General features: G+C 60.9%; 1 protein-coding gene. It reads right to left on the bottom strand.

Annotated elements, in window-relative coordinates:
- Nucleotides 1–6: 6 nt before the first annotated feature.
- Complete coding sequence (locus AADW23_RS07555) at nt 7–26,049, bottom strand: LEPR-XLL domain-containing protein (protein ID WP_341863900.1); 26,043 nt, start codon at nt 26,047–26,049, stop codon at nt 7–9.
- Nucleotides 26,050–26,164 lie beyond the last annotated feature (115 nt).

Raw genomic sequence — 26,164 nt, 5'->3', positions numbered from 1 at the left:
ATTGACCTATGTGCCTATGCGCCAGCCACCCATCTGCCAAGGGGGCGTTTGATCTGTTTGGGAAATGAAGGCCGCAATCTCGGCCTCCAGCTGCGCAAGATCTGCCGCGCCGCCAGGTTGCAAGGCCGCCTGATCCTCGGGAACTGGCGCATTGCCTTGGCCCTGATCGCTATCCTGCTCTGGCGGTGCGCCATCTTCGGTGATCGGGTTCGCTTCCCCGCCGCCCAGAAGTTGCCCCTCAGAGATCATCCGGAAACCCGATAGCCCATCCGCGCCGCCAGCCTCGGCCAGAAGCGACAATAGATCATCTGTCGCGGCTTCGCCAAAGAACTCGGCCAGCTCGAACAGCAGATCGAGGCGCTCACCTTCCAGCGTGCCTAGGTTGACCGTGCCGCCCAGATCAAGCCCCTCCTCATCGGCGCTGACGCTGATGATCTCGGAGCGGGCCGAGGCGAAGTTCACGCCAAGGGTAAGCTGAACCAACAGATCGAGGTCGCGAACAGCGGGCGTCAGGAAGGATGTGACCAAGTCCTTGCCACCACCTACGGGTTCGAACCGAAGCCGCAGGAATTCGCCCGCCGCAATGTCGGTGCCGAAGTCGAGGCTGAATTGGTCATCACCGATGCCGCCGATCATGACATCGCGCCCGATTGACGGATCGTCCTGTGTATCGCCGATCAACGTGTCGTCACCGCCAGACCGGATGAAGGTGCTTTCAAAAGTCCGCTCTCCGAATTCGATGGAGCCCACCCGGGTCAGCAAGCCATTATCGCCTTGCAGCAGATCGTTGCCCGCGTTGCCGATCAGCAAGTCACTGCCAGCCCCGCCGATTTGCACGTCCCGGTCCGAGCCGCCGGTGATCGAGTCATTGCCGCCGGTGTCAGGTTGCGTCGACTCCACCCGGTTATAGAAGCCCGTGGCGCCTTCGGCCTCGACCCGGCCTGCGTCACCAATCACGATGTTCAGGCCCGCTGCGCTAAGCGATGTGTCATCGCCCTCGCCCAGGATCACCCAATCATCACCGGCACCAGAGCTTACGGAATCGTCGCCGCCGTGGGCCGGGTCTTCGATCACGCTCTCAAATACCGACCGGACGCCCGTGTTGAAGGTCAGAACAGCCATGTCGCCCGCAATCACATCGTCGCCACCGGCAGTGGTGATGTCATCCGCACCGGCGCCGCCAAAGACGTGGGTTGTGCCATCACCGGCAGTGATGATGTCGCCTGCCCCGATGATGCTTTCGATGGTCTCAATCCGCACCAACTGGCCGCCAGCATCCGCCTCGATCCGCCCGTTGTCGCCCAAGACGACACCGCCGCCAGAGCCAAGGTTCACCTCGTCAACGCCGACGCTGCCAATGACCCATTCCGCGCCGTTGCCAGCATTGATGCTATCATTGTCACCGACCGCGCCGTTCGTGGCCGAGGTGGTGGCCACAAGGGCCTGTACGCCGTCTGCTGCGAAGCTGAGCAGCGCGGTGTCACCGAAAATGATCGCCTCACCCGCTGCGGTGGCGATATCATCGGCACCCGCACCGCCGACGACAATATCGCGGCCCGTTCCGGTCAAGGTAACAACATCCGCGCCACCTTCCGTCTCCCGCAGGGAGCGAACGGCCAAAAGGCTTGCAGTGTCATAGGCGCGGTTCGTGCCGGCAATCTGATCCACAATTCCGAAGTCCGCGACCACCAGATTGCTGCCGCTGCCAGTGATCAGATCACTGCCCGCAGCCGCCAGGGCATCGCCGGTCTGCGCGTTGAAGCCCGCATCGGGCTGCGCTTGCTCGGTGATGATGGAGATCAACTGAGGCTGCTGATCCAGGCGAACCGATTGATCAATACGCAGGCCGTTATCGCCATAGATATGATCCGAGCCGCCCAGGGCGTGCAGTGTATCGTCGCCAGAGCCACCAAGCAGATGGTCGTTGTGGTTGCTGCCCGTGATCAGGTCGTTACCGACCCCACCGTAAGCGATCACGAAACCCGAAGCCCCGCTGGCGTCAATCACGTCATCGCCACCGGCGGCAAACTGGCGGCCCGACCCATCGAGGGCATCGGTGCGGCTATTGTAGCGCTGGCCGTCTTGGGTGGTATCGCCAAGGATCGCCAACATGCGATCTGCGCCACCCGCCTGCGCACCCGCAGTCACGCGGATCGTATCGGCGCCACCGCCGCCGTGCACGACCGTCAACGCGCCTTGCGCTGTGCTGTCGATATTCAGCGTATCCGCTTTTGAGCCCAAAAGAAGCTCCACCACTTCCATGTTTGTATAATTGATGCCTGCCCGGAAGGTTTGCAGATCTGGCACTGCAATGGTGCCGAAGTTCAGTGTCAGATCCGTCGTGCCCATATCGAAGCCCGACAGGTTGCCTTCCTCCAAAGTGCCCGACTGAACCGCTGCACTGCCATCGTTGAACATGACGAGGCGGTCCGTTTGCTCATCCTCATTGACCGGGTTGGAGACCTGCACCAGGTCGGTATCGGTCTCGGTCGGGAGGGTCACGCCCTTGATGATCGCGCGGTCCGCGCCGGGGCCTGTGCCGCCGAACAGGAACAGCGGCCCTTGGATGCCGGACAGCAGATGGTTCTGCGCGCCGGGATCAATGGTGGGCTGTGGCTGGCTGGTCACCGTGCCAATCGTCAGGTCAATCGTGATCGGCTGATCCCAATTCGCGTCGGTGAAGGTCACCGTCTTGTCAGCGGCATTCCAGCGAGGGTCGGTGCTGTCGGCGATGGTCTGGCCATCGGTCAGGACCGAGACGACCACATCGGCGGTCGGCTCTTTCGACAGGACCAGCGTATAGGTGTCCGGCGCGCTGGCGGAAACGATGGTATCGCCGTTGGTTTCCGCTACCAGGACCTCGCCCTTGTCATTGTCAAAGATGCGCACATCGACTTCGGTCGGGTCGGCCACATCAACCCAGGACGCCTGCGTGGTGTCCGTGGCATCAAAGGTAATCGCCATGGTCTGGCGTTCGCGGTTTTCCTCGATCGTGTCGTCGATCGCCGTAATGACGATGTCGATTCCGGTCGCGTAGTTAGCATCGGTGAACGTCAAGTGCAGCTTGCCATCCGCCATATAGGTCATCCCATCGGCGCTGGTGACAGTGTAATCGCCTGCGGGATAGTCAACCTCGTAGACAATGGTTTCGCCGGTCTCGGGGCGGCGCGAAGCGGTGATGTTCAGGGTCGCTGTCGCCCCACCTTCCACGATGTTAACCGAGGATGGGTTGCCATCGACGCGGATGCCAAAGGCATCGTTGTCGAACACGGTGACTTCCGCATTCGCGATCTTGGTGGTGTTGATCCGTTCCGCAATCGGCGCGGCCGCAGCCGTTTCAGCGACAGCCTGATGGCTCACCACGATCTTGCGTGTGCCTTCTGCCGCATCGTCTTCAGGTGCTTGCACATAGACGGTCTGCCAGGCGGTGGTGTTTGTGAAGGTCAGTACCTGAGCCTCCTCATACCCCGAAGTCGCGCTGGACGAGACCATGATGGACTCCGCTTTGCGCGTCCCGGCAAGGCTGCGATCCTGCGAGGAGGACCGTGTCGCCGACACCGTCAGATAGGCAGTAGCTGCAATCGCTTCGGTCATACGCACCCGGTAGAAGCCATGGGTGCCGCCTTCTTCCAACACTGCAAGGCCGCTGGTGTCGATCTCGAACAGGCCAGAGCCTTCGTTGGCGACATTCAGGCGCAAGCCGTCCACAAAGATCTCGTTATAGGCGGGATCGGCGGACTGAACCGCGTGGTTCACAATGCCGGAGGATCCTTCGACCTCAAGCGACACGATATCCGTCGTCACATCACCCGCAACGCTGATGAAGTCCGAGCCCAAGCCGCCGATGACCGTGACCGTCATGTTCGCCGCCGTGGACTGCACGTAGAAGGTGTCATCGCCTTCAAGGCCGTCAATCTCGGCCCGTTCCACGCCCTCAAAGCTGACGTTCAGACCCGCACCGAAGATGCCCTGTTCCGTGATCAGGAAGCTGTCGTTCTTCTCGGTTCCCAAGACGACGATGGTGTCCACCCCGGCCCCGCCGTCGATGGCGAGCGGTGCGTTGATGTTATACAAGAAGCTGTCGTCGCCGCCGCCGCCGAATGCCTCTGCATCGCCGCCGCCCGCTGTTTTGTTCGGGTTCGCTGCCAGAACAAAGGCACGCACGACGAACAGGTCGTTGCCATCTTCGCCATACAGCTTGGTCAGGCCCTTGTTGGAGTAGACGTTGAATGTGTCCTCACCGGTGCCACCGAATACCACCATCGGGTGGCTGTTGCCCACAGACAAGAAGCCCTGTGTGGTTTCATTCGTCTCGATCTCGTCCCCCAAAAGCACATTGGGCGCGATCCGGTCCGAGCCGAACATCTGACCGATTTGGAACGTATCGTCCCCTGCCCCGCCATCCAGCGTCATCAGGGTGCTCGTGTCATCGGAGGCAATCATATCGTCGCCGCCGAGGGTATTCACCCGCACACGACCGTTGATCGAGCCATCGTAGTTGATCCGCTCAAACTTGTCGGAGCGCGAGCCATCGGGGTTTTCGTTCAACAGCGCGATGAAGTTCTTGCGGACAAGGACCTCATCCGCGGCGCCGTCGCGGCCATTGATCGTTAGAATGTCCGCGCCGTCATTTGCATTGCCGGAATCCTTGACCGTGATGACATTGCTTACCGCGCCGCTACGGCGGTTGATGATGTATTCATCGGCATTCGCCTGACCATCCAGCAAGAACAGGTCCGCCGGGTCACGCTCGCCCAATTCAGTGACGGTAATCGTATCTTTCCCGTTGCCGGTCAAAACTTGGAAGTCGCCGCTAAGCGTGCCGGGTTGGATCAGAACGCTGTCGGCATCGTCGCCGCCATAAATAGAGGTCGCATTCGCCGAAATCGCGCCGAAGACATTAGCGGAGGAGCCCATGCGGTAGCTGTCGCCGAACGCGGGGGTAACGATGTTTCCGTCGTTGCCAAAGCGGTCCATGATCAGATTCATGTTGCCCGTGACCGTCACGGTACTGGCAGCCGTTTGTTCAAAGTCGTCGCCAACATAAAGGAACAGGTTCTTGGGCGTCTCGCCCGCTTCCCCAATGCTCATGTTGGCATCAATGGTCAGATCATCGGTGAGCGCCGTCGTTTCGCGCACGTAAATGTACGTATTGCCCAGAGATTTCACCCCGAAGCCGTCATAGTAGTTTTCGTCAATCCGCAGTGCTTTGAGGTTTTCGACAACCGCGCCGCCAAGGCCCGCATCCATCGCAAGTCGATCCACGTTCAGTTCAAGATCATTGCCCGATCCGCCGATGCCCACGCCGGCCTGCAAACGCGCTGTCGTCGTGGTGATATTCACGAGGTTATCGGTGTTCCCGTCAACGATATTGGTCGCGCTCGCGATCGTCACGATATTGCCGGATTGAACCTCATCCACGCGGATGTCGCCTCTGGAAGTGAGCCAGATTTCATTCACCGCTTGCGCATTGAGAAGCGTAGCCGATCCGGTCAGCAGGATGTCGAGGGATTGCCCAACATCGCCGATGTTCCCCAGCTTCGAGCGCATCGTCAGGCCAGCCGCCGAAAGTGTGCCGGAAACCGCCCCTTGAATTGATTGCTCGGCCAGGATGTCGGCAAAACCCGTGACCGAAAGCCCGGCGTTAGCAAGGGTCAGCACGGTGAATTCATGCATGTAAAGCGCACCGCCAACCGTGCCTTCAACGGTCGTGCCGATGTCGGTCTCAACCCGCTGGCCCGACGCACCGAAGCTGCCGTCTACGTCCAGCACCAACCGCCCCGCGGTGATATCCGCCGATGGGTCCGCGTCGTCGTTTGCAAGGTCCGTGACATCGCCGCCCACATCCAGCGTCACTGTCCCCCCAAGGGTGTCGATATCGCCAATTTTCAGGCCGTTCGCCATGGTCAGCGTCAAGTCACCGCCGACAAGCGCCCGTTGCACTGTCAGATCGCCACCCTGTTGCTCGATCGTGGCGTTCCCTGTGGCTTGCACCAGCAGCACGCTGTCGCCCGAGGCGTTGATCGTGAAGGCCGTACGAGCCGAGCCGATCTCGCCATCGGAGATCAGGCTGATGTATTCTTGCGCCGTGGCCGCAGGGCCCGACGCTCCGGACACATCCACCAGGTCGCCTGTCGTCAGGATACGAAGGAACCCGCCGCTGTCGGCTTTGCGTACATTCAGGGTATCGCCATCGTGGCCGATCCCCGCCATCCCGGTCGAGATCATCTCAAGCAACAACGGAGCCATGGTAGAGGTTGCCCGCAGGTTCACATCGGCAAAGGGCTGCGCCGAGACACGTTGCACGTCCCACAGGTCTTCGAAGTAGTCCCCGTTGCCGACCGTCACGCTTCCGGTCTCAGGCACCTTGTTGATCGCGTTGGTAATGTCGGTCCAGTTGCCACCGGGCGCGGACCAGTTGACCGATTGCGGATCGAAGACTGCGTCAGCGGTGCCGTTGTATTGGAACAACTTGTAGGTGCGCGCGGTTGCGTCGCCGCCGGTCTGGTCGGGCCAGACGTTCCAAAGAACCAGAACTTCGCCAGCTTTGACCGTTGCCGTTGGATGCGAGCCATCCAGGAGGTCTGCGAAGACCATGTCAACCTTGGTCCAATTGCCGCTATCCGCCTCCAGCGCACCCTCGGCGGGCGCAGTGCCTGCGGCCATGATCGTCTCGCCGCCAGTGCGCACATAAATCTGATGCACCACGTCGATCACGTCTTGCGTTTGCAAGGCACGGCGCAGGTTCTGGGCGTCCAGACGCTTCTGTTTTTCCGTGTTGGACAGGCCATCGTGGATATCCACATCGGCGGTGAAATCAATGTCCACGGGCTCTGTCAGCGTGCCGATACGGCCTTCACCGGCGGCCTTGTCGCCGGCGGCGTTCAAGATCACCTCAGGCGCAATGATGTTGGCGTTCTCGGCGGCGGCAGTCGCGCCCCCAAGGATCGCACCGACCTGCAGCAGCGGGTAGAGCTTGCTGGCCACAGCAGACGGCAAGGCGCTGTTCATGCTGCCGATTTTCTGTAGTTCCACGTCGATGGCGGCGTCGCGTGCCGCGTCTTCCAGGAACAGGCTTTCGACGTAGGTGGCTTTTGGCGTCGCGCGATCCTTGTTGGCCTCGTGCAAGACGGTGAAGCGGTATTCCAGCGCCGTGTTGATCGACGCTGCCGTAGCCGCCCCATCAAAGCCCGGCACAAGGGCGTCAAACGTGCCCGCCGCAAGATCAGCGCTGATATCGCCCCGTGCGGTGGTGAACATGGCAACGATATCCGCATTGACGCCTGCCGCTTCTTCGCCAAGGCGAACTTCGGTCACATAGGCTGTCAGCGTCGCGTTGCTGGCCTGCCAAAGCGCATCATGGATGATGCGGAATTTGTTTACCGCAGCTTCAATCGCGTCAGCCCGTTCTTGGGGCGTCGCCGCCGGGAATTCAGCATCTACCAGCGCCTGAAGGCCAATACTTGCCCCCAGATCCGGCTTATCGACGGCATCGACGTGGATGCTGTCGATATAGGTACGCACGGCGCTGGCAGCGCCCACATCCTGACCTGCAAGGAAACGGTGGATAGAGCCATAGGTCTCCGCCAAAGAGGTGCCGAAGCTATTGGCCAGCTGTCGCGCGGCCTCGGCCTTGAAGGTGGACATATCTGCAACGGCCACAGTTTCGCCCGCGTTGAAGATGATCGCGTAGTAATCGTTGTAGCTGGCCGTATCGCGGTAAGATTTATCATACTCCGCCGCGTGAATATCGGCAAAACGCGCGGTCTGTTGCGCCCGTGCGTCGGCCTCGGAAATGCCATTGGCTGTGGCGGTATTGGTGACCAAAGTGTTGAACGCCGCCACGGAATTGAGGTCAGCGCTGACTGGTCCAGAACCGCCCGGCGTGCGGACCAAGGCCCAATAGTCGTTATACTCGGAGTTTGCGGTCCGAACCGCGCCGTCCAATGCGCGGCCAGCGATGGTACGGTTGGCATCAGCCAGACCGAAGCGATCTTGGTAGGCCGCCAAGCGGGCCTCTGTCAGCGCGGTGTCATCCTCGAAGTTGTAGTCGAGGATATTGCCGCTGAGGGTGCCAAGGCTGACAATGCCGTTCAGCGTACCGACGGAAATCGTGCCTTCTGGCTGATCTTCGCGGATGAAGTCCGTGGTAATCACTTCGGGCTTGACCAAATGCATATCGCCGCTGGTTTCCACCATATGAACGCCTAGGGCAGACGCAGCTGCAAAGCCGCCGCCAACAACCATGTGGTTGGTATCAATCAGGATCGGATTGGTTGTCGTGCCGATGGTCGACTGGGTCGATTGCAGCTCTACCCGGTTGCCTTTGACATGCGGTTCCGAGCCCGCGCGAACCTCGGCAAAAATGCCCTGTGGCGCGTTGATGTAGACATTGCCGCCATTGGACCATGCTTTGCGCAAAATGACCGAGCCGTCGGCATTGGTGTTGGAGCCGATGCCGATCTCGATGTCGGAATTTGACACGATATCAATGATCTTTGCGGTAGTCGGCGCCGTCAACTCAGGCGAAGCAAAGGACCGCGCCGAGCGGGCAGCAGGTGCCGGCGGGTCAACAAACGTCACCAGCGTCAAATCAACCTTGCCGTTTGTGCGCATGGCTTGGAAGTCGCCGCTGATCGAAATCCGGTCGGTCGCGATTACAGCGCCGCCGTTCATGCCCACTGCTTTGCTGGCCGTACCGAACACATTGTTGATCGACACCGACGCATGCGCCGCCGTCTCGATGCTGCCCGTAATCTGCAAATCGCCGACGCTCTCAATATGAACCGTCGGGATCGCGCTGGAGGTCAGGAAGCCCACTTCGATCGCGTGGTCGGCACGCAGGCCGATATCCCAGTATTTCTTGATACCCTCGACGGTCGTCTTCTCATTATAGACCGTCTTTTTCTTCAGATAACCGCCGCCCTCGGACCAACGACGCTCGGTCACGGTCTTGTTTTTGTAGTCTGAGAGATACTCGCCCTTGTCGGCATCGGATTCGTCGAAATCGGAAGTGACCACATTGAAGCTGTTGTTCAGGTCGTCATTTGTGGGCCCGAAGTCGGTTTTCAGATCTCCGCCTTCAGTGAACAAATCGCTCAGCTCGACCTCCAGGTTGACGCCAGTAGAGCCATTGTACCCCTTGAACTGATAATATGTGCTGCCCGACTTGACGATATCGCCGTTTTTCAGGTCGACCTTCGCGTTCGATACATTCGAGAAGCGCCCGATAATGTCGGCGTTCTCTGTCGGTTGTCCGTCGATCGGCGTCCCATTGCTGTTGAGCAGAACGTTCCAGCCCCCCAGCGCCTGAATTTCATTCAGCGCTTGGATCGACTCGCTTTCCGACAGCGGCCGTGGGTCCACGGGCTCAACGTTTTCCGACAACAACGTGCCCGCGCCTGCGTTGAAATTGAAGAAGAAGTTGAACGTCTTGGTGTAGCGCGTCTCGATTGTCTGGAGCGTCAGTTTCTGGCCCGCAGTCCAAATGTAGAACGTATCCTCTTTCGGGTCATAGGTCGTGCGGGTCTGGTTCAGGCTGGTCGTGCCTTGCGCCGTGAAGGTCACGCCGAGGAAATCGTTGGTGTCCGGATCACGGGCGATGTCGCCCCTGTAAACGGTGACATCCATGCCACCGGCATTCTCGGTATAGACGGTGCGCTTGGCGACCCAGTTTGCGGGTTTGCCCAAGGTATCAGTGATCTGGATCACGCCTTCGCGGTCCAGGCTTGTGTCGATATTGTTCAGGATCAACTTTTCGGTGGAGTGGTTCTGAATCCGCAAGTTCGCGTAGCCCGAAGCCACCAGAAGTTGGCCCTGACCTGTCGAGAACACGTTGCCCGTAATCTCAATCCGGCCCCCGGCAAAGGCCATGTCGTCCAGAATGATCGCCTTTTCTATCGCGTCCCAACGGCCCCGCAGCGGCACTTGCGTCCCGTTGACCGAGGCGAAAGTAATGCCGCCCAACCCTTCATCCGCCGACGTAATCAGAGACCGGCTTGTGGCCGGTGGGGTGAAGGTCTCGGGGATATAGATCGAGGCTTCCTGCACGCCAGATTGGATCAACCCGTTCACGTTCACATTGGTCGCAACGATGGAGACCACGCCATTGGCGATCACAGCCGATTTCGACGCGGCGGCGATCTTGGCTGCCTCAATGGCGTCAGCGGCAGTTGTGCCTGCGGTGCTGCCCTCTGTGGCGGACGCGCCATTGCCGGATTCAACGCCGTAGTTGGTGTTGCTGTCACCCTTCTTGCTCAGGCCCGGACCGCGCGATTCAATTGCTTCACGCCAATCAATGACGCCGTCGTAGGTCTGCGGATTGGCGCCTGCGTGATACCAGTCCGTCGATACGATGAAATCACCGCCTGACGAGATATTCACCGTTTTGGCAAGGATCGTCCCGGTCAGACGGATTGCGCCCGTGGATGTTGTGACTTTCACCGCGCCCAGATCGTTGACCAATGCGCCCAACAGATAGAGATCAGGCGGCAGGTTCGGCAGGGTCGCCGGGATCAGGTTCTCCGGGTTTGCTGGATCAGGCACAGAGTTGTTGGCGGCATAGATTGTGGCGATGGCGTCAATGTAGGCATAGTCGCTCTTGTTGCCAGAATTGACGAGGATATTGATCTCGGCCTCTGCCGCGCCGGAACGAACGGTGCTGCCGGGGACCAGGGCGTCGTTCGCGTAGATGTTGCCCGGCGCGAACTCCAGATAATCGCCCGTCGCTTCGCTGATCCGCGCAATACGCGTGTCTTTGATGACCACATCGTTGACCCGGTGCATCATGAACAGGTCCGACTTCACATCAACCTGCACGTCCTTGTGCGCCAGAAGGGTCGGATCTGTGCCGCCGACAAGGGTGCTGTAGGACGAGGCCGGGGCATCGCTGTGGATGTAGATCGAACCGGGTGCCGCCGTGATGTCGGGCATGGTGATGAAGATCGCCTGCAACGACTCGTTTACGACAGGAACGCCGCCCGTTTCGCTTGGCGGGGTCAGACCAAGTTGGCGCATTTGCACTTCGATCTGCGCCAATTGCGCCGCGTATCGCACCAAGGCGTCGGGGTTGGAGTTGTGGTCACGAATCCAGCCTTGGATCTGCTGGTACTGCGCCGCCAGAAGCGTCGCCAATTCGCCCACCGAGATCACCGGATCATCAAGGCGCGCCGCGCGCACCACAACGATCTGCTCGAAGAAGGCATTGCGCATGTAGGCCAGCGCGTTCGAGTTCACCGCGACATCTTGCAACTGCTGGCTTGGGGAGGCCCCAAGATCATGCCACAGCGCCGTGTTGGTATAGTCGGTCGCCTGGGTGACAATCGGCATCGTGCCGCTGCCCAAGAACACGTAGAAATGCCCTGCAGTCCCGGTACAGCGATCCATATTGGCCGCGTCCAACTGGACCACATCGCCTTGGGCCACATCAATGGCGAGGTTGTTCGAATCCCAGAACCCAATGGTGTAATCCTGGTTCTCGGCAACGCCGATCTCGGCCTTCTCGGCGGCAGTCAACTGACGTGTTGCATCGCCTGAGTTGATGTTATCGGCCCATTGGTTCAACGAGTTGGTGCCGACGTATCCGACCTCATAATAGGTCTGATAGTTCACGCCCGCCCGCAAAGACGCTCCGCTGTCGATATTGACGTTGTTGGATGCGGTATGACCGCCCTGATTGGTGACGTTGTAACCGTACGGCGGAACGGCCAGCACCAGCACCAAGCCGTCGTTGCTTTCTTGCAGCAGGCCCCGTTCGGCGGAAAGCACGAGGTTCCCGGCAGAGTTGACCTTGCTCGTCCCGGTCACATTCACCGTGGACGTCAGGTTTGTCGTGTTGGTCTGCAACGCCACCCCAAGCGAGATGCCCAGGGACACAAGGCTACCGTTGGCCGCCGTACGCGACACGGTAGAGTTCACGATGCCGTTGGCCTTACCTGCATTCAGTTCGACCCGCGATCCTTCGATTGTGGAATCGTCCACATCAATTGAGGTGGTGCTATAGGTCTCGGCCTTGGCGTTGATGCCAAGGTTGGCAGACAGCGCGCCGGTCTGGAAGACGGCGGCGTCGGTCGTGTTGCGCAGGTTGGCGCGGGTTTCGATCATTACCTCGCCGCCAAGGTTGTCGATAAACGCGCCGTTCATGGACACGTTCGTATCAGCGTGAATGGTCTGGAATGTGGTTGCCACCGCAAGACCCGCAAGGCCGGATACGGCATCAACGGCCACGGAATCCGCGACCGAGTGGTTGGTCAGCGCCCGCACCGTGACGCGGCTTGGGTTGGTGAACGACCCCTGCCCTTCGATCCAGGTGTCGCCCAGAAGGACGTTGGACACGGACTTGTCGGCGCTGGTCCCGATGTCCGAGTTGGTCCCAATAATGCTAAGCCCTGCAAGGTTCCCCGCCCCCGAATAAACGGTGTTGGAGTCCGAGGAATTGATGATCGATTCCTTGTAAACCTTGTTGTAGCTGTCGATCTGGATCGCCCGGCCACTGATTTTCGTGCGCCCCGCGCCCTGCTCAAATTCAACAATCGCATCGCCAACCGCCGCAAGGGTCAGGCTTGCGCCCGCGCCCGATGCCACCGCGAGGGAATAAGCGTCGGCGTTGCCGTCCATCTCCCGATCTGCGCGGGCAGCGATGTTGACGCCGTCGCCAAGAATTTCCGTGCCAGAGGCAATGGTGACCTTCGAGGTCGCATTATCGCGCACGTTGCTAAGCGCGCCCAAGGCGGTAAGGCCGCCGCCACCGCCTGCGGTGGAGCGGGCGAACATATCCGTGGAAAGGTCAGAAATGATGTTGACCTGTATTGATACCAACTCGGACCCGGCTTTGATATTCACACCCACATCAACGGCATGGCTCCGGCCCGCATCGGTGTAGGTATGCTGAGAGCCAAAGGCACCCAGGCCCGCGGAAACGCCCGTCGCCGTCGAGCGCAGGAACAGGTTCGCCCGCGCCGCCAGATCGACCAGGTCTTGCCCGACGACCACGGCATTATCGACATCGACGTAGGTCTGGCCATCGGCCTCGGCTCGGGCAACGTTGACCTCTACCGCAACGGGGCCAACGCTGACGCCAGTGGTCTTGGTCTCGTTAATGTTGACGTCCGTTGTGGCCAAAGCCGTGACCGTAAGCCCGGTCACGCGGGCGTCTTTGATCGTGGCCGCAACGGTCGATTCATGCCGGTTCGTCACAACAGCCGCACCAACCGCAATCCCGATGGCAGTGGCCGCTACATTAAGGTTAACCACGTCGCTGCCGAAATTCGCAACCTCGTTGGCCTTTACGATAATGTCGCCAGTCATCGCCCGGACCTGAGCGTTCCGGCTCCCAAGATCAATCTTGGCCTGCACATCATTGGCCGCCGTCATCGTAATTTCGAGGCCGCCGCCGGTCGCCGCAATACCGCCACCGGCAATCGCAACACCCACACCATTGAGATCAACCATTGTGGCCAGCGAATCCGCTGCGACGGTAAGATCGCCACCTGCGTCCACAATCGTGCCGCTGCTGGCGTCCGAGGTGATGAACGCATGAGAGGTGTTTTCCACATCCACATGCAGGATGTTTACGTTAACCGAGATCGCGCCGAGCCCGACCGATACGGCGACGCCGACCATGGTGGAGGGCGTGCCAAGGGGCACGGAGTCATCAACGATGGTTTCCGCAAAGGAGGTGATTGAGATATCGCCACCCGCCGTCAGCAGGCTGTTGTCGGACAAGGCCTCGACCGTGGAGTAGTTGGTTACCGTCACGCCGATACCGGCACCGGCAACTGCGCCGCCGATCCCGATGGCAATCGCCACGGATGCGGCCGCCGCTTCGACGTGGTGGGTCTCGATCGCGTCGGCGTTGATCGTGATCGCGCCGCTTGCCTCAAGAACCGATCCGCTCACAACCGCTCGCGTGCGATGTTCACGGTCTGCGGCGGCGTCGCCGCCCACGCGGCTAAAGAGGATCGACACACCGATCGAGCCTGCACCCGCCACCAGACCAGCAGAGGCCGCCGCCGATACGGAAACGATATGGGCGGTCAGATCCGTGTCGCTCGTCGCTTTAACGTTGATGCCGCCGTGATCGCGAGCGCCCGTCCCCACAGGGCCCTGAACGCTGAGCCGGGCGTTGGTGACAAGCGCTTCGCTGACGTTGCTGACAAGATTCTCGGCCCGGCCACCGGCGCCCGAAAGAGCCACACTACCGAGCAAGCCGAAGGAAGCGGCAACCGACGCCGCAACCGCCTTGGCAAAGGCCGTCGCGTTGTTTTCTGCCAGAACCGAGATCGACCCACCTGTTCCGGCGCTACCCGCCAAAACCATAAGGTCAGAGGCCAAAGCGCTGTCTTCAATCTTGGCAACCGCGCTGTTAGAAATATCGTTGCTGGCAATCGACACACCAATGGACACGGCCACACCGACACCCAGTCCGGAAACCGCTGCTGCAACCGATGCACCGACGGCAACCGCGTCGATGTCGGACGTATCCGTGGCGGAAACGGCAAGGCTTCCGACCGTCAACATGTTGTTCGCGCCCGCCGGTCCGTTGTCGCGCGACACCTCGGCCAAGGTGTTCATGCGCACCGTGTTGTAGACGCCTGCGCCGGCGCCGGACAACGCGCCCGCCAGATCGGTGGATACGGCAACCGCCGCCGAAACAGCAGATCCGCTGGCGTTAATGGTGGAGGTGTTGGTCGCCGTTACATCCATCTCGCCGGTGACGTACATCCGGGCATCTTTTACCCGTGCCGTGATCTCGAAGTTGTCGTCCTTGGTGCCGATCTTGTTAGAGACCACCACGGCCCCGATGGACACGCCCAAAGACCCGCCCGCCGCGCCCGCCGCCACAGAGGCCGCAACACTTACAACATTGGCGTCGATATCAGCCTCGTTCAGTGCACGAACCGTAACCGATCCCGCCTGTCCGTTGTTGATGTCGGACAGTTCGGCAATCGTTTCGCCGGTGATCCGGTTGAAGGCGAAGGCCCCAGAGGCCGAGACCGAAATCGCTGTCGCGCCGGAGGCCGTGACAGCCACCGCTGCGGAAACGGAAACTGTATTGATTTCAAGCATCTGCTTGGAGCCACCCGAACCGCGCGTGGTATCCGCGAGGATGTTCAAGGCGCCGCTGCCAGCGCTGAGCCCAAGCGCATGGGACAGCCCCGAAACGCGCGCCACCGTGGAGGCCTCGATCTCGTTCACTGCAACCGCCGCCGCCAGGGCAACCGCCGCACCGCCGCCGCCCGCGACCGAGACGCCAACCGCAGCGGCCCCGATGACGGCTGTAATTTTCGATACGTTGATGGCGTGGACCGTGATGCCCTCTGCGATCACCCGATCAGAGGCAGAGCTACCCACAATCTCGGCCAGCACGCGCGATTGGCCATAGTTGCCAGCACCCGCCCCGGCACCTGCCGCCGACAGGCTGAAGCCCCCGGTTGCCGCAACCGCGACAGAGGCGGCGATGACAACGGCGGTAATCTTCTGGTCCGACAGCGCATTGACGTTCAACGCGCCGCGCAAGGTGACATCACTGTCCACAATCCGAGAGGCGACGATGTAGCCTGCATCTGCGGGAAGGCCCGCGATGTTGCGCCCCAACCCTTCGGTCGAATTGGTCGAGGCCGCGATCCCGAGAGAGAACGCCCCGCCAGAGTCGCTCGCGGTTACAGAAACCGCGACGCCCAGAACGACAGTTGTGATGATGGATTTGGCCTCTGCGTCAACGGAAAGCGTATCGGCGTTCGCAATTTTTGCATCGTTTACAACGGCATAGGTCGCGCCGCGAATGATGCTGCCACTCCCCGCGCCACCGCCCGAGAAGGAGGCTTTGCCACCAGTCGAAACGGAAATCGCCGCTGCCAAGGATACGGAAACGATATGCGCCGTGTTCTCGGCATCCACGAAGATGTTATTCGCGCCGACCGCTGACCCAGTGGCGTTGATTGTGCCCGAAAGGCGCGAGCCAACCTCGCCCGACACTCGGTTTACCCCAGCCGAGAAGCCCACGGCCCCGGACCCGGTTGTGCCACCAACGGCCACTGCCGCGCCAAACGCGATGGACACGATCAGCGAAGAGTTGCGCGAAAGGACCGCAAGGTCGGCGCTGTTGTTCAGGTTAATGGTCGCGGCGCCGATCTCGGCCACCACGTGGCTTTCGATATCCGAATAGGCAACGCTACCCGCAATTGCCACGGCGATCGGTGACTCTGGCCCCACGGCCGCCGCCGCGCCCACGGCAACGACCACAATGCCCGAAGCGTCGTCGGCGCGCACGGTCAAGCCGCGCGTTTGGCCCGCTTCATTCGGCAGAACAGCGGTGTTGGAGGTGTTCAGGTTCAATGTCGCGCCATCGGCAACCGTGGCGCTGATCGTCCGGTCAACCTTGGTATGGGCCAGGTTGAAGCCCACCCCGACCATCTTCGACCCGCCGATTGCCGCCGTAATGTTCACCACTTGCGAGCGTAGGTCTTGCTCTCCAACGCCCGTGTCGCTGTTGAAGGCATCGTCGCCAAGACCTTCAATTGCATTGTCCAGATAGGGATCATCCGCCGCCGCTGTCGCGGACCGGCGAGAGCCTGCCAAAACCTCAACATGGCCCGCTGCGTTGATCGTCACCGGCCCCCCGACCGAGGAGGTGACCGACCGCGTGATGTTCACGAAGCCGAAGGCCAAGCCGACGCCGCCGAACGACAAGCCAACGCCCAGTGCGCCCGCGATAGACGTGACAGAGGAGCTGTCCTGCGCCGATACCGTCAAATCATTGACCGACCACGTCTTGGCCGTTGTGGGTGCAACCGTTGCGGAGACATCCCCTTCCACATGGGTGATCGCCAGCGATCCGCCCAACGAGAAACCGCCAGACCCAGCACCGCCCATGGCGATGGTCACGTTGGTCTGATCGGCCCTTGCCGTGACCGAGACATTTCCCGGCGTCGTGACTGTGCCGTTGACCTGCGTTGTCACATCCGTGTCGATCAAGTTGATCGCTATGCCAGCCCCGCCGGACGCGCCAGCCGCCGGATCAACCGCGATCGCGACGGCCCCCGCAAGTGCCGTGTGGTCCGAGACGTTCACCGCCTCGGCCCGGATTGCGCCCGACCCGGTCAAGGTCGTTGCTTCATCCGCGGTCACCTTGGTGCCAATGTTGTTGCGGTTCACTGCCGCACTGCCCGCCAATGCGAACCGCTGAGAGCCCGCCCCCGCCACGGCAATTGACACCATGGTCAGGTCGCTGGTGGCAATCGTGCTGAGCAATCCGGAACCCGCGCTCAGGCTTGTGTTGGTCAACACCACTTCCGTGCCGCGTGTAACGCCGTTCTTTTCGCCCTCTTTCGCGATGTTCACCGCAATCGCGACACCCACGGCTGCTTGGCCCGAGGAAATCGCCACACCACCCGCCGTGGCGGCCAGTGCTGTTTCGTCGAAGGCCACAAGCGTAACGGCCCCCGTGCCCGAAACGTCCAGATCAGCGCCTTCGCTTTTGACCACTGTGGACGCGCGGTAGATGTTGAAGGCAACCATGCCCACACCGGCACCGCCCTTGGAGCCACCAGATACGGCCGCCCCGAAGCTCAGGTTCACCAGCGTGATCGAATTCACAGCAATCGCTTTGACCGATCCCGTTGGCATTGTGGGCGCAGAAACGACGTGATCCAGATGCGTATCCAGTAGGCTGTCCATCACGACAACACCGACCGAGACGCCGACGCCCGCCGTACCGCCGTAAGCGCCCGCGCCCGAGATATGGACCCAGACGGAATCGTTGCGGGTGGCAAGGTCGACCGCGCCGGGGGTGGAAAGGTTAATCTTCCCGTCGGATTGGCCCAGGAAGCCGGCATCAATCTCGGATCTGGCGACCGTCACCGTGACCGAGCCAGAGACCCCAACACCCTTTGATCCCGTAGAGACCGCGACCCCAACGGCAAGGCTGAAGTAGACGGCCTTATCCGCCGCTTTCATCAGAACCGACCCGGCGGTCAGGTCCATCGCTTGGCCCGGGTTCGTCGCAACGGTGGCCGAGATGTCTTTATCACTGACGACAACGACGAACGCCCCGGCAACGCCGACACCCTTGTCGGTGGTCGTCACGGCAGCGCCGCCTGTGACCAGAATGCGGTTCGCACGATCCTCGGCCCGGAGGCTAAGGGTTCCGGCGTTCAGTGTCGCCAGACCGGTGATGTCGGCGTGAACGAAGATGTCTTCCTCATACCCAATGGCAGAACCCGCAACCGAAACGCCTGTCTTGCTGTTAGATGCCTGTTGGCTAACGCCCGTGGGCAGCGCGGAATTGCCACCAGCGGCCCCGGCGGCTCCGCCCGACGTCGTGCCCGATCCGGCAGAAGGACTGGCCGGGGGCGCGGGTTTGGCGATGGCCGCGGCAATCGCGCCGCCAATGATGACGCCTTCAACGCCCGCATCAAAAGTTACGTCGCCGTCCACGTCGATGCTGCCGCCGCCGACACCTCCGCCAACAATCGCATCGGCTCGTCGGTCGCTCAGGAACGTCAGGCCGGAAATACCCACGGCGACGGAATTCGACTGCGACACCGCGCCTGCGAATTGAACAATCGTCGTCAGCTCGGTCGCGTCCACATCAAGGTCGCCCGACAGCGTGATATCCGCGCCCGAACCGATGCGGCTAATGGCCGAGCTGTTGACCGTCGTGTGGTTCCACGATCCGTTCAGCGACAGCGCGCCGCCCTTCCCGCCCGCCGCAGCAAGGCCAAAGTTCAGATGCCGTGCAGAGCTGGCCATGGTGACATCATTGGCGATGATCGTCGCGTCGCCGATGGTTGCAGTCGCTCGGGTGGATTCAAACAGGATCGAAACCGCAGCGCCCACGGCGTTGTCAGTTTCTTGGTCGCCCAATGGGTTTTTAACGGCCTTGGAGCCCTTAACCTCATTTTTGTAATTCTTATAGAAACTGCCCAGGCCTTCCTTGAAGCCCTTGTTACGCTCTGGGCTAGCGCCGTCACCCGTGGACGGACCGAACGGCGCGAAGTTGCCATGCAGCGCGATCATATCGTTTTGCGCTGCCGCCGTGACGCTGACGTCATTACCGGTGCCAACGGCGCCGTTGTCTTCGCCTGTCGCGGTCAGAACAACTTTGGCGCCATCCTTGATTTCTGCGTTCGCCGTGTAGTCTAGCACAATGACAGACGTGGAGATCGCAAGGCCAAAGGTCTCGCCCCGCGCATAGCTTTGGGCCCAAACGTCAAACAGGTTGCCCGCCAGACCAAAGTTGTCGTCCACGTAGTTCGCAGCCGTCCCGAAGACGGTGACGGCGGTGCCCGTGGGGGTCACCTCTTCCCAACTCAAAACTTCGCTGGCGAAATCTTCCGTGGTCAGATCAATTCCCGTCTGAGGTCGCTTCGCCCGCCAGCGAGTGTCCCCATCCTGCACCAGATCCCCGGCAGAGATATTCACGGACCCGGTCACAGGCGCGTCGTCGCCATCGGTCAGCACACCGTTGTCGAGCCGGTACGTCGGGTTGCCCGCCGCATCAAGCACCGGCTTCACAAGGTTGCCGCCCCAGATGCCGAAGGGGTCAATCTTGTTCTCGGAACTCGCGTTCACACTGACTGCGCCTTGCGCCCGCAAGGTCATGCCGGACTCGATCAGCGCATCGGCGTGGATGTGCATATCTGCCACGTTCAGCGCGACGGCACCTGCTTTGTCAGTGGAGCCCGACTTCGCGCCCTCGTTCGAGCTGAACGCCGTGGCAATCATCTTGGGGCGCACCGATGCAATCGCATTAACGCTGGTGTCGCCACCGACCTTGATCAGGCTGGCAGACCCATCGGCATTTCCAATCGCGGCCTCGACGGTGTCGTGATCAATCTGGATGCCGATCGCGCCCGAAATCTGGAATTTCGGCGGCTGTGGGTTTTTCGACGGCTCCATCTTCTTGTTCACCCATTGGATGAGCTTGTTGTCGGATTTCTTCGCCGCTTGGCTAACCGCGACCGTTTTCACGGCATCAGTCGGCACAAGGCCCTTGATCACATCGTCAATGAAGTTGCCGCCAGACACGGTGCCCACCGCCGCGCCCGCCGTCGTGCCAACGGTTTGGAACGGAATGATGTAGCCAATCTTCTTGAGCAGCGCCATTTTGTGGTTGCTGGCCTGCACAACTAGATTGCCACCAACGCTCAGGTCCGCGCCCGCAACTCTGGCGGTGGTGGTGTTTATGCCGACTTCTACCGCGATACCCACCGCAAAGACGCCGTCTTCCCCGGCGCTGGCCGTGCCTTCGGTATAGATGCGCTCGATCGTGTCGGCTGCGACGCGCAAGTCTCCGACAATGTTGCTCCCCGCTTTGGGGGTTACGGAAACCGTGTTCTCGATCAGTGTCACCGTAACAGCGATACCGACACCGAAGCCCGCAAGGCCGCCAGACCCGGCGGTGACCGAGTTGGACATATCCACGATGGAACGCAGGTCCATGTCGCCGGAAATCTGAAGGTCAGCGTCGATAGTGACGTGCTGATAGACCTGCCCCAGGCCAAAACCCAAGCCGGCCAGAATGGAGATTGGCTTGGCCGAGTTCACACCCTCGGTCACCACGCGAATATCAAGGTCGCCGTGCTCTCCGGTGCCCGTGGTGGTGAAGCGCGAATGCTCGGTCGCGACAAGATCAATATTCGCCACAAGGCGCGAGTTGGCCGAAATCAGCGCCAGCGATTCCAAGAAATCCAAAATGCTGAGGCCTGCGCTTTTCACAGATTCCAGGAAGTTGAAGCCGCCGTCGTCCGTATCGCCGGTCGAAATTTCCTCGGCGGGCAATTTGCCTGCACGCAGGTCAATCCGAATATTGCGGCCTTCAATGTCCGCAATGCCCGACGTGCCATCGACGCCGAACGAATAATCAATGGATGTCGCGTTGATCTTGTAGAAACCCGAAGTCCAACGCCGGTCTTCGTCGCGGCCCACGAACATCACATCCCCGGTGGACGAAATCATTGTGCCACGGGATTGAGAGAATTGGGTGGTCTTGAAGATCAGCCGGTTGGTGTCGGGCGTGCCGCCGGTCTGGATGATGTCATTGGTCACCGAGATCGATTCACTTTCGATCGTCACATGACCGCCGCTGGTGAAGTTGGCGTTTTGAGTGAACGTCAGGTTGCCGTTAAGGTTCGCCTCGACCCGCGTGGTCCGCAATTCGTCAATCTTGACGGGGGTGGCCCCCAAGGTGATCGCATCGGTGATCCCGGCCAGAAGAACCGAAAGATCTGCGGTGACTTCACCGCTCATGGAGAAGAACACTTCGTCCAGCGGATTGGCCGCGCCAGTGATGGTGGGGGTTGCAGGGGTGCCTGTGGGGCTATCGACGATGATCGTGTTCTTGCCGCTGGACTTCGCGATGGTGTCAGCACCGCCGCCGGTACGGTAGATGAAGTTTCCGGTCCAATCAGTGGCCGTCACCGACTGCGCCGAGGTATCGCCGCAGATTTCCAGCGTCTCAATACCGCCGAAATTGGTGGCTGTCGTCCCGCCAACGCCGACGTCAAAGCGCCCGCCCGTGGCCGAGGTAACGGTAAAGTCGCCCGCCAAACCTGCCTGGCTCAGCAACAGATGATCCGTTCCGGCCCCGCCGGTCACGCTATCCACGCCTTGGCCCGTGATGATCAGATCATCCCCGGCCGAGCCCGTGATCGTGTCATCGCCCGCGCCGCCGTCGATCATCGCCGAGACGCCGCTGCCCAAGGTCGAGGTGACAGAATTGCCGCTGAACACCACGTCCGACAGGCCCAAGGCCTCCAGCATCGAGGAATCGACGTAAATATCGGTCACGACCGGGTTGGGCTGCGCCGTTGTCGGTGCCCCGGCAGAGCCGGAATTATCCACCTCGATGCCTTCAAACCGCAGATCGCCCGTGGTGATGCTGGATGTAATCACCAACTGCCCCGCCGTGATCGTCGCGGACAAATTGTCGACGAGGTTAAAGGCGGCAAGCACGTCCGCCATCGTCTCGGCACCTTGTTGCAGGTCCACATAGCCGATGGTGCCATCCCCGTGGATGACTTTCAGGTCATAGGCCCGTTCACCGTTGTCGAAGGCTTCGGCCGCAAGGGGAACACCATACTCGTCGCGGTTAACGACCTCCATCGCGTCGTTGTCGGACATTCGGATCGGCAGACCGGCCCCGTTATTGAGCGTCAAAAGTTCGGTGGCTGCCGTCAAAGCGCCCGCGCCAAGGCCACTGGCGTCGATCACATCGGCAAGGCCCGAGCCGAGCAGGGTGTAATCCTCAAAGCCCGCGTGATTAACAGAAGCGCCCGCGCCGAAGGAGACTGTCGCATCGGTCAGCGTCAATACCTGCGTAGGTGTCTGCGCGGTCAAACGGTCAAAGCCCTCTCCGCCGTCCAGCACGACATCTGCGGCGATCGCGCCCGCGCCGGTCAGGGTCAGGTAATCATTGCCATCGCCCAAGGCGGCACTGTCGTCCGCCCCAAGGGTCACGTGGTCTGTGCGGTCAGACCCGGTGATTTTCACTGCCCCCGACCATCCTGCGACGTCCGCCACACCGGCAATTTCCGTCTCAAACGTAAGGTCAGCAATCTCTACCCCCGAAAGGGTTTCCACAGCACTCGCACGGGTGCCTGCCACTTCGGCGCCAACGGCCGTAAATGCCACCGCCGCGCCGCCTGAGGTGGCGGTGTTGGTGCCTCGTGCCGTCATGGCCAGACCCAGATCGCGGCCCGTATAAGCCGCTTTGAACTGCAACTCGACCCGCGTGATCCGCCCGTCCCCATCACGGGTCACCACCACATCATAGGCGGTTTGATCAAATTGACGCAGCGCGCTGATGGCGGTTTCCACTTGGAAAGTCTCGGCATCGAACGACAGGGTCGCCGTGGACAGGGCGACGCCATCAAGGCCCACAATCTCTAGCTGGAAGCCATCACCATCCGCCGTCGAGGCGGGCAGATCCACCCCAAGGACAGAGCCCGTATCGGCCTCGTTGTCGTGGAACAGGCCGGAAGCGCCAAGGAAGTAGGAGCGGAAGCCGATTTCCTGAACCGTGTCACCGGTCCCGCCACCGCCGACAAAGCTATCGTGGCCTTCGCCGCCTGACAGGGTGTCGTCCAACGCGCCGCCAATCAGATCATCGTCGCCGCCCTGGCCGAACAGCGCGGCACTGGCGTGGGTTAGACCCGAGGCATCAAAAACGTTGTCGTTCTCATCCCCGATCAAGCGGATCAGCGAGAAGACCCCGTTAAGAGTATCGACAGCACCCACCGTGGAAACCGTGATAATTGCCGCCGCAGTGTTGGCAGCGGTGTAATCGCCCACAAGGTCTTGGCCCACATAGGTCGCGCCAGTGGTGCTGGAGTTGTTCATCACATCCGCGCCGCCCGAGGCGATGAAGACATTCTCAGCCCCTTGCCCACTGATCAGCAGGTCAACGCCCGCCGCCCCTTTCAGAATCGTGCTGCCCGTAAACGCGGCTGCATCAATGGTGACGCCCAAGGTGTCGGTCTCATCGGCAAGAATAACGGCGTCGACGATACCAGAATGGGTGGCCGTCGTTGTCGTACCGCCCACAAGTTGCGCAAGCTCGGTCCCGGTCAAGGTTACGATCCCGGTGGCGTTGCGGTACGCTAGGGTGTTCGCCCCGGTGCCGCCCTCTGCCGTCGCGCCGTCCAGCGTGACAAGACCCAGTTGGTCGTCGCCATCAAGGCCACGGATCAAAGTCGTAGCCGCGTTCCCCAACAAGGCATCGTTCTTGGCCGAGCCGATCAGCGTTTGCACGTCGCCCGAGAACTCATTGAGGCCTGCGGCGACGCCGTCCATCAGATCGACAATCACATCGCCGGTGTATTCCCCGATGTCGCTGCCATCGCCCGAATAGCTTAGCGTCAGGTCACGCGATCCCGCATTCACGCCGCGCGCAATGGTGGAATAGGCCAGCGTCACAGCGCCCGCTGTAATCACGCCTTTGTAGACGTCGGTGACGTGCCAAACGAGGTCTGGCGTCGTGCCCGTCAGCGCCATGATCAGCGTATCGTCATCGCCGGACGTGCCTTGCCCCTCGATGCTTTCAACGTTCGCGAAGGTCGCAACAGCGCCCTGCGCGGTGCCGTTACCAAGCACGGTACGGTAGCGGCCATCGGCGCCGTTGCCGTCCAACACTTCAACGCGGAATTCGCTGCCCAAGGGGTCGGTGTAATGTGTCCCGGCTGCGTTCAGCTCTGGTGCCGGGGTGTTCGGGTCGCCGTCATCCACGTAAGCGATTTCATTGGACCGCGCGTCTGTGTCACCGCGCAAAATGTCTTCATCTGCGCCCGCATCAATAGTGGCCGCCGAGGTGAAGCGAGTCAGCGTGATGATATCTTCGCCCGCCCCCGTCTGGATCAAAACGGTGTCAGTGGCGGCGATAACCTGGTCGTCGCCCGCGCCGGTAATCGCGCCGGTAAAGCCGCTGATCGACAGGAAGCCCGTGGCCTCTCCGAGGCCGAAATCAATCGTCACGTCATAGGACTGGTTGCGATAATCAACGGTTGCGCCACCTTGGCGGGCATCCAGAACCTCTACGGCAAAGGCCCGAAGGTCCACCCCACCGCCACCGGAAACCTCAACCGTAGGCTCCCCTTCGGTGCCTTGAATAAGAACATTCAGACCCGCAGCATAATCGAGGATCAGGCGGTCATCCCGGTCGCCGCCAACGATCTCATCCACGCCAAAGAAATTGGCTTGGGTATTGGCGTATTCAATCCAGTCGCTTGCCTCTTCCGGGGTGGCCGGGCTTTCGGGGAAGTCATAGAAATTCAACGTCCCGCTGCCGGCGAAAGTCGCGCCCGTGCCTCGGCCCGTAATCCTCCATTCGATCAAATCATCGGTGCCAACCAGCTTATCGACGCCGCCCCCAAGGTCGATATCCACGCCGCGTCCCGCACGACCGATATCAATACCGCCTGTGCCGGTCATGCCGGTGGCGCCTTGGGTCTCAAACATCGTGGGTGACAGACGCGCGACATCAACCGATGCATAAAGGCGGATCTCACCGCTTTCAGCATTCAGATCAGCGCCTGCAAAGCCGGTGGAAACGGATTGCCCCGACAGGTTCACATGCAGATCATTTCCGCCACTGCCCGCCAGACCTTCGGCCCCAAAAATCGTGACGCCGACGCCGCTACCGGTGCCGCCCACGCCCGAAACCGAGGTCCGCTGCTGCAAGGTCACTTCGCCCGAGGACGACCACGTCAGCCCATATTCCGCCGCGCCGCCTGTGCGATCGGCGATGATATCGCGGGTCGCCTCAGCGGTGATCTTCTTGACGCCGGTGAACTGCAAGAACTCATCGCGGCCACCTTCATAGGTGACGCGGTTATCCAAGGTACGGTCCGCTGCGGTGGGATTGGTGGCATCGCCCGTGGGCTGAAGGATCGCCAATTCGCCAGAGCCGGCCGTATCGCTGAGCGACCAGACAAGCCCGGCCGATGCCTCTGGACCGATGATCTCATCGTCACCGGCGCCCAGATTGATGCTGAACTGGTTGAAGTCAGCCAGACTTAGAATGGATTGGTCAATTGTCAGCTTGTCAACGCCGGAACTGCCGCCTACGGTCAGGTCGGTCAGGATCGAATTGCTTTCATCCCAACCGCCCGTAACGATGCGGTTCTTGCCGTCAATCTCGACGATCCGGCGTTCCGCCACCACGTTGTCGGCCCCCGCGCCTGTCACACCTTGGATCAGCTGCACGCGCCGTTCGGTGACGTTGTCAGGGTTTTCTTCCGTGCCGCGATTATATTCAACTTCGGCCACACGCAGGGTGGCTTCGCCCGCGCTCATCGTCATCGCGACCGAGGTAAGCGGGTCCGCCGACAGAAGCAAACGCGGCTCCAACGTATCAATACCGGCGCGGCGCTTGGGCAGATGGGTCCGGTCACGCCCGAAAACACCGCTTACAAAGCCGTTAAGCCAGTCCGAGAATACCGGCTGGCTTGAAGCTTTCTGGATTGGCAATACCGGGGCCTGTGGCGCGTCGGGGGTGGACCCGCTCCAACGCCATGCTCCTTCGAATTCTTTCTTCGCGAAAGGAAAACTCATTGTATCGCCCAAAACAGGGCCGCGTAAAACCGCGACGGTGAAAACATACTCCAGCTCAAATCGAGCCAATTAATCGTATTCAAATGCAGCCGTGGACCGGCCATTCTAATCATCT

The organism is Gymnodinialimonas sp. 57CJ19 (assembly GCF_038396845.1).
Classification (GTDB): domain Bacteria; phylum Pseudomonadota; class Alphaproteobacteria; order Rhodobacterales; family Rhodobacteraceae; genus Gymnodinialimonas.
This window is presented reverse-complemented; position numbering and strand designations above follow the sequence as displayed.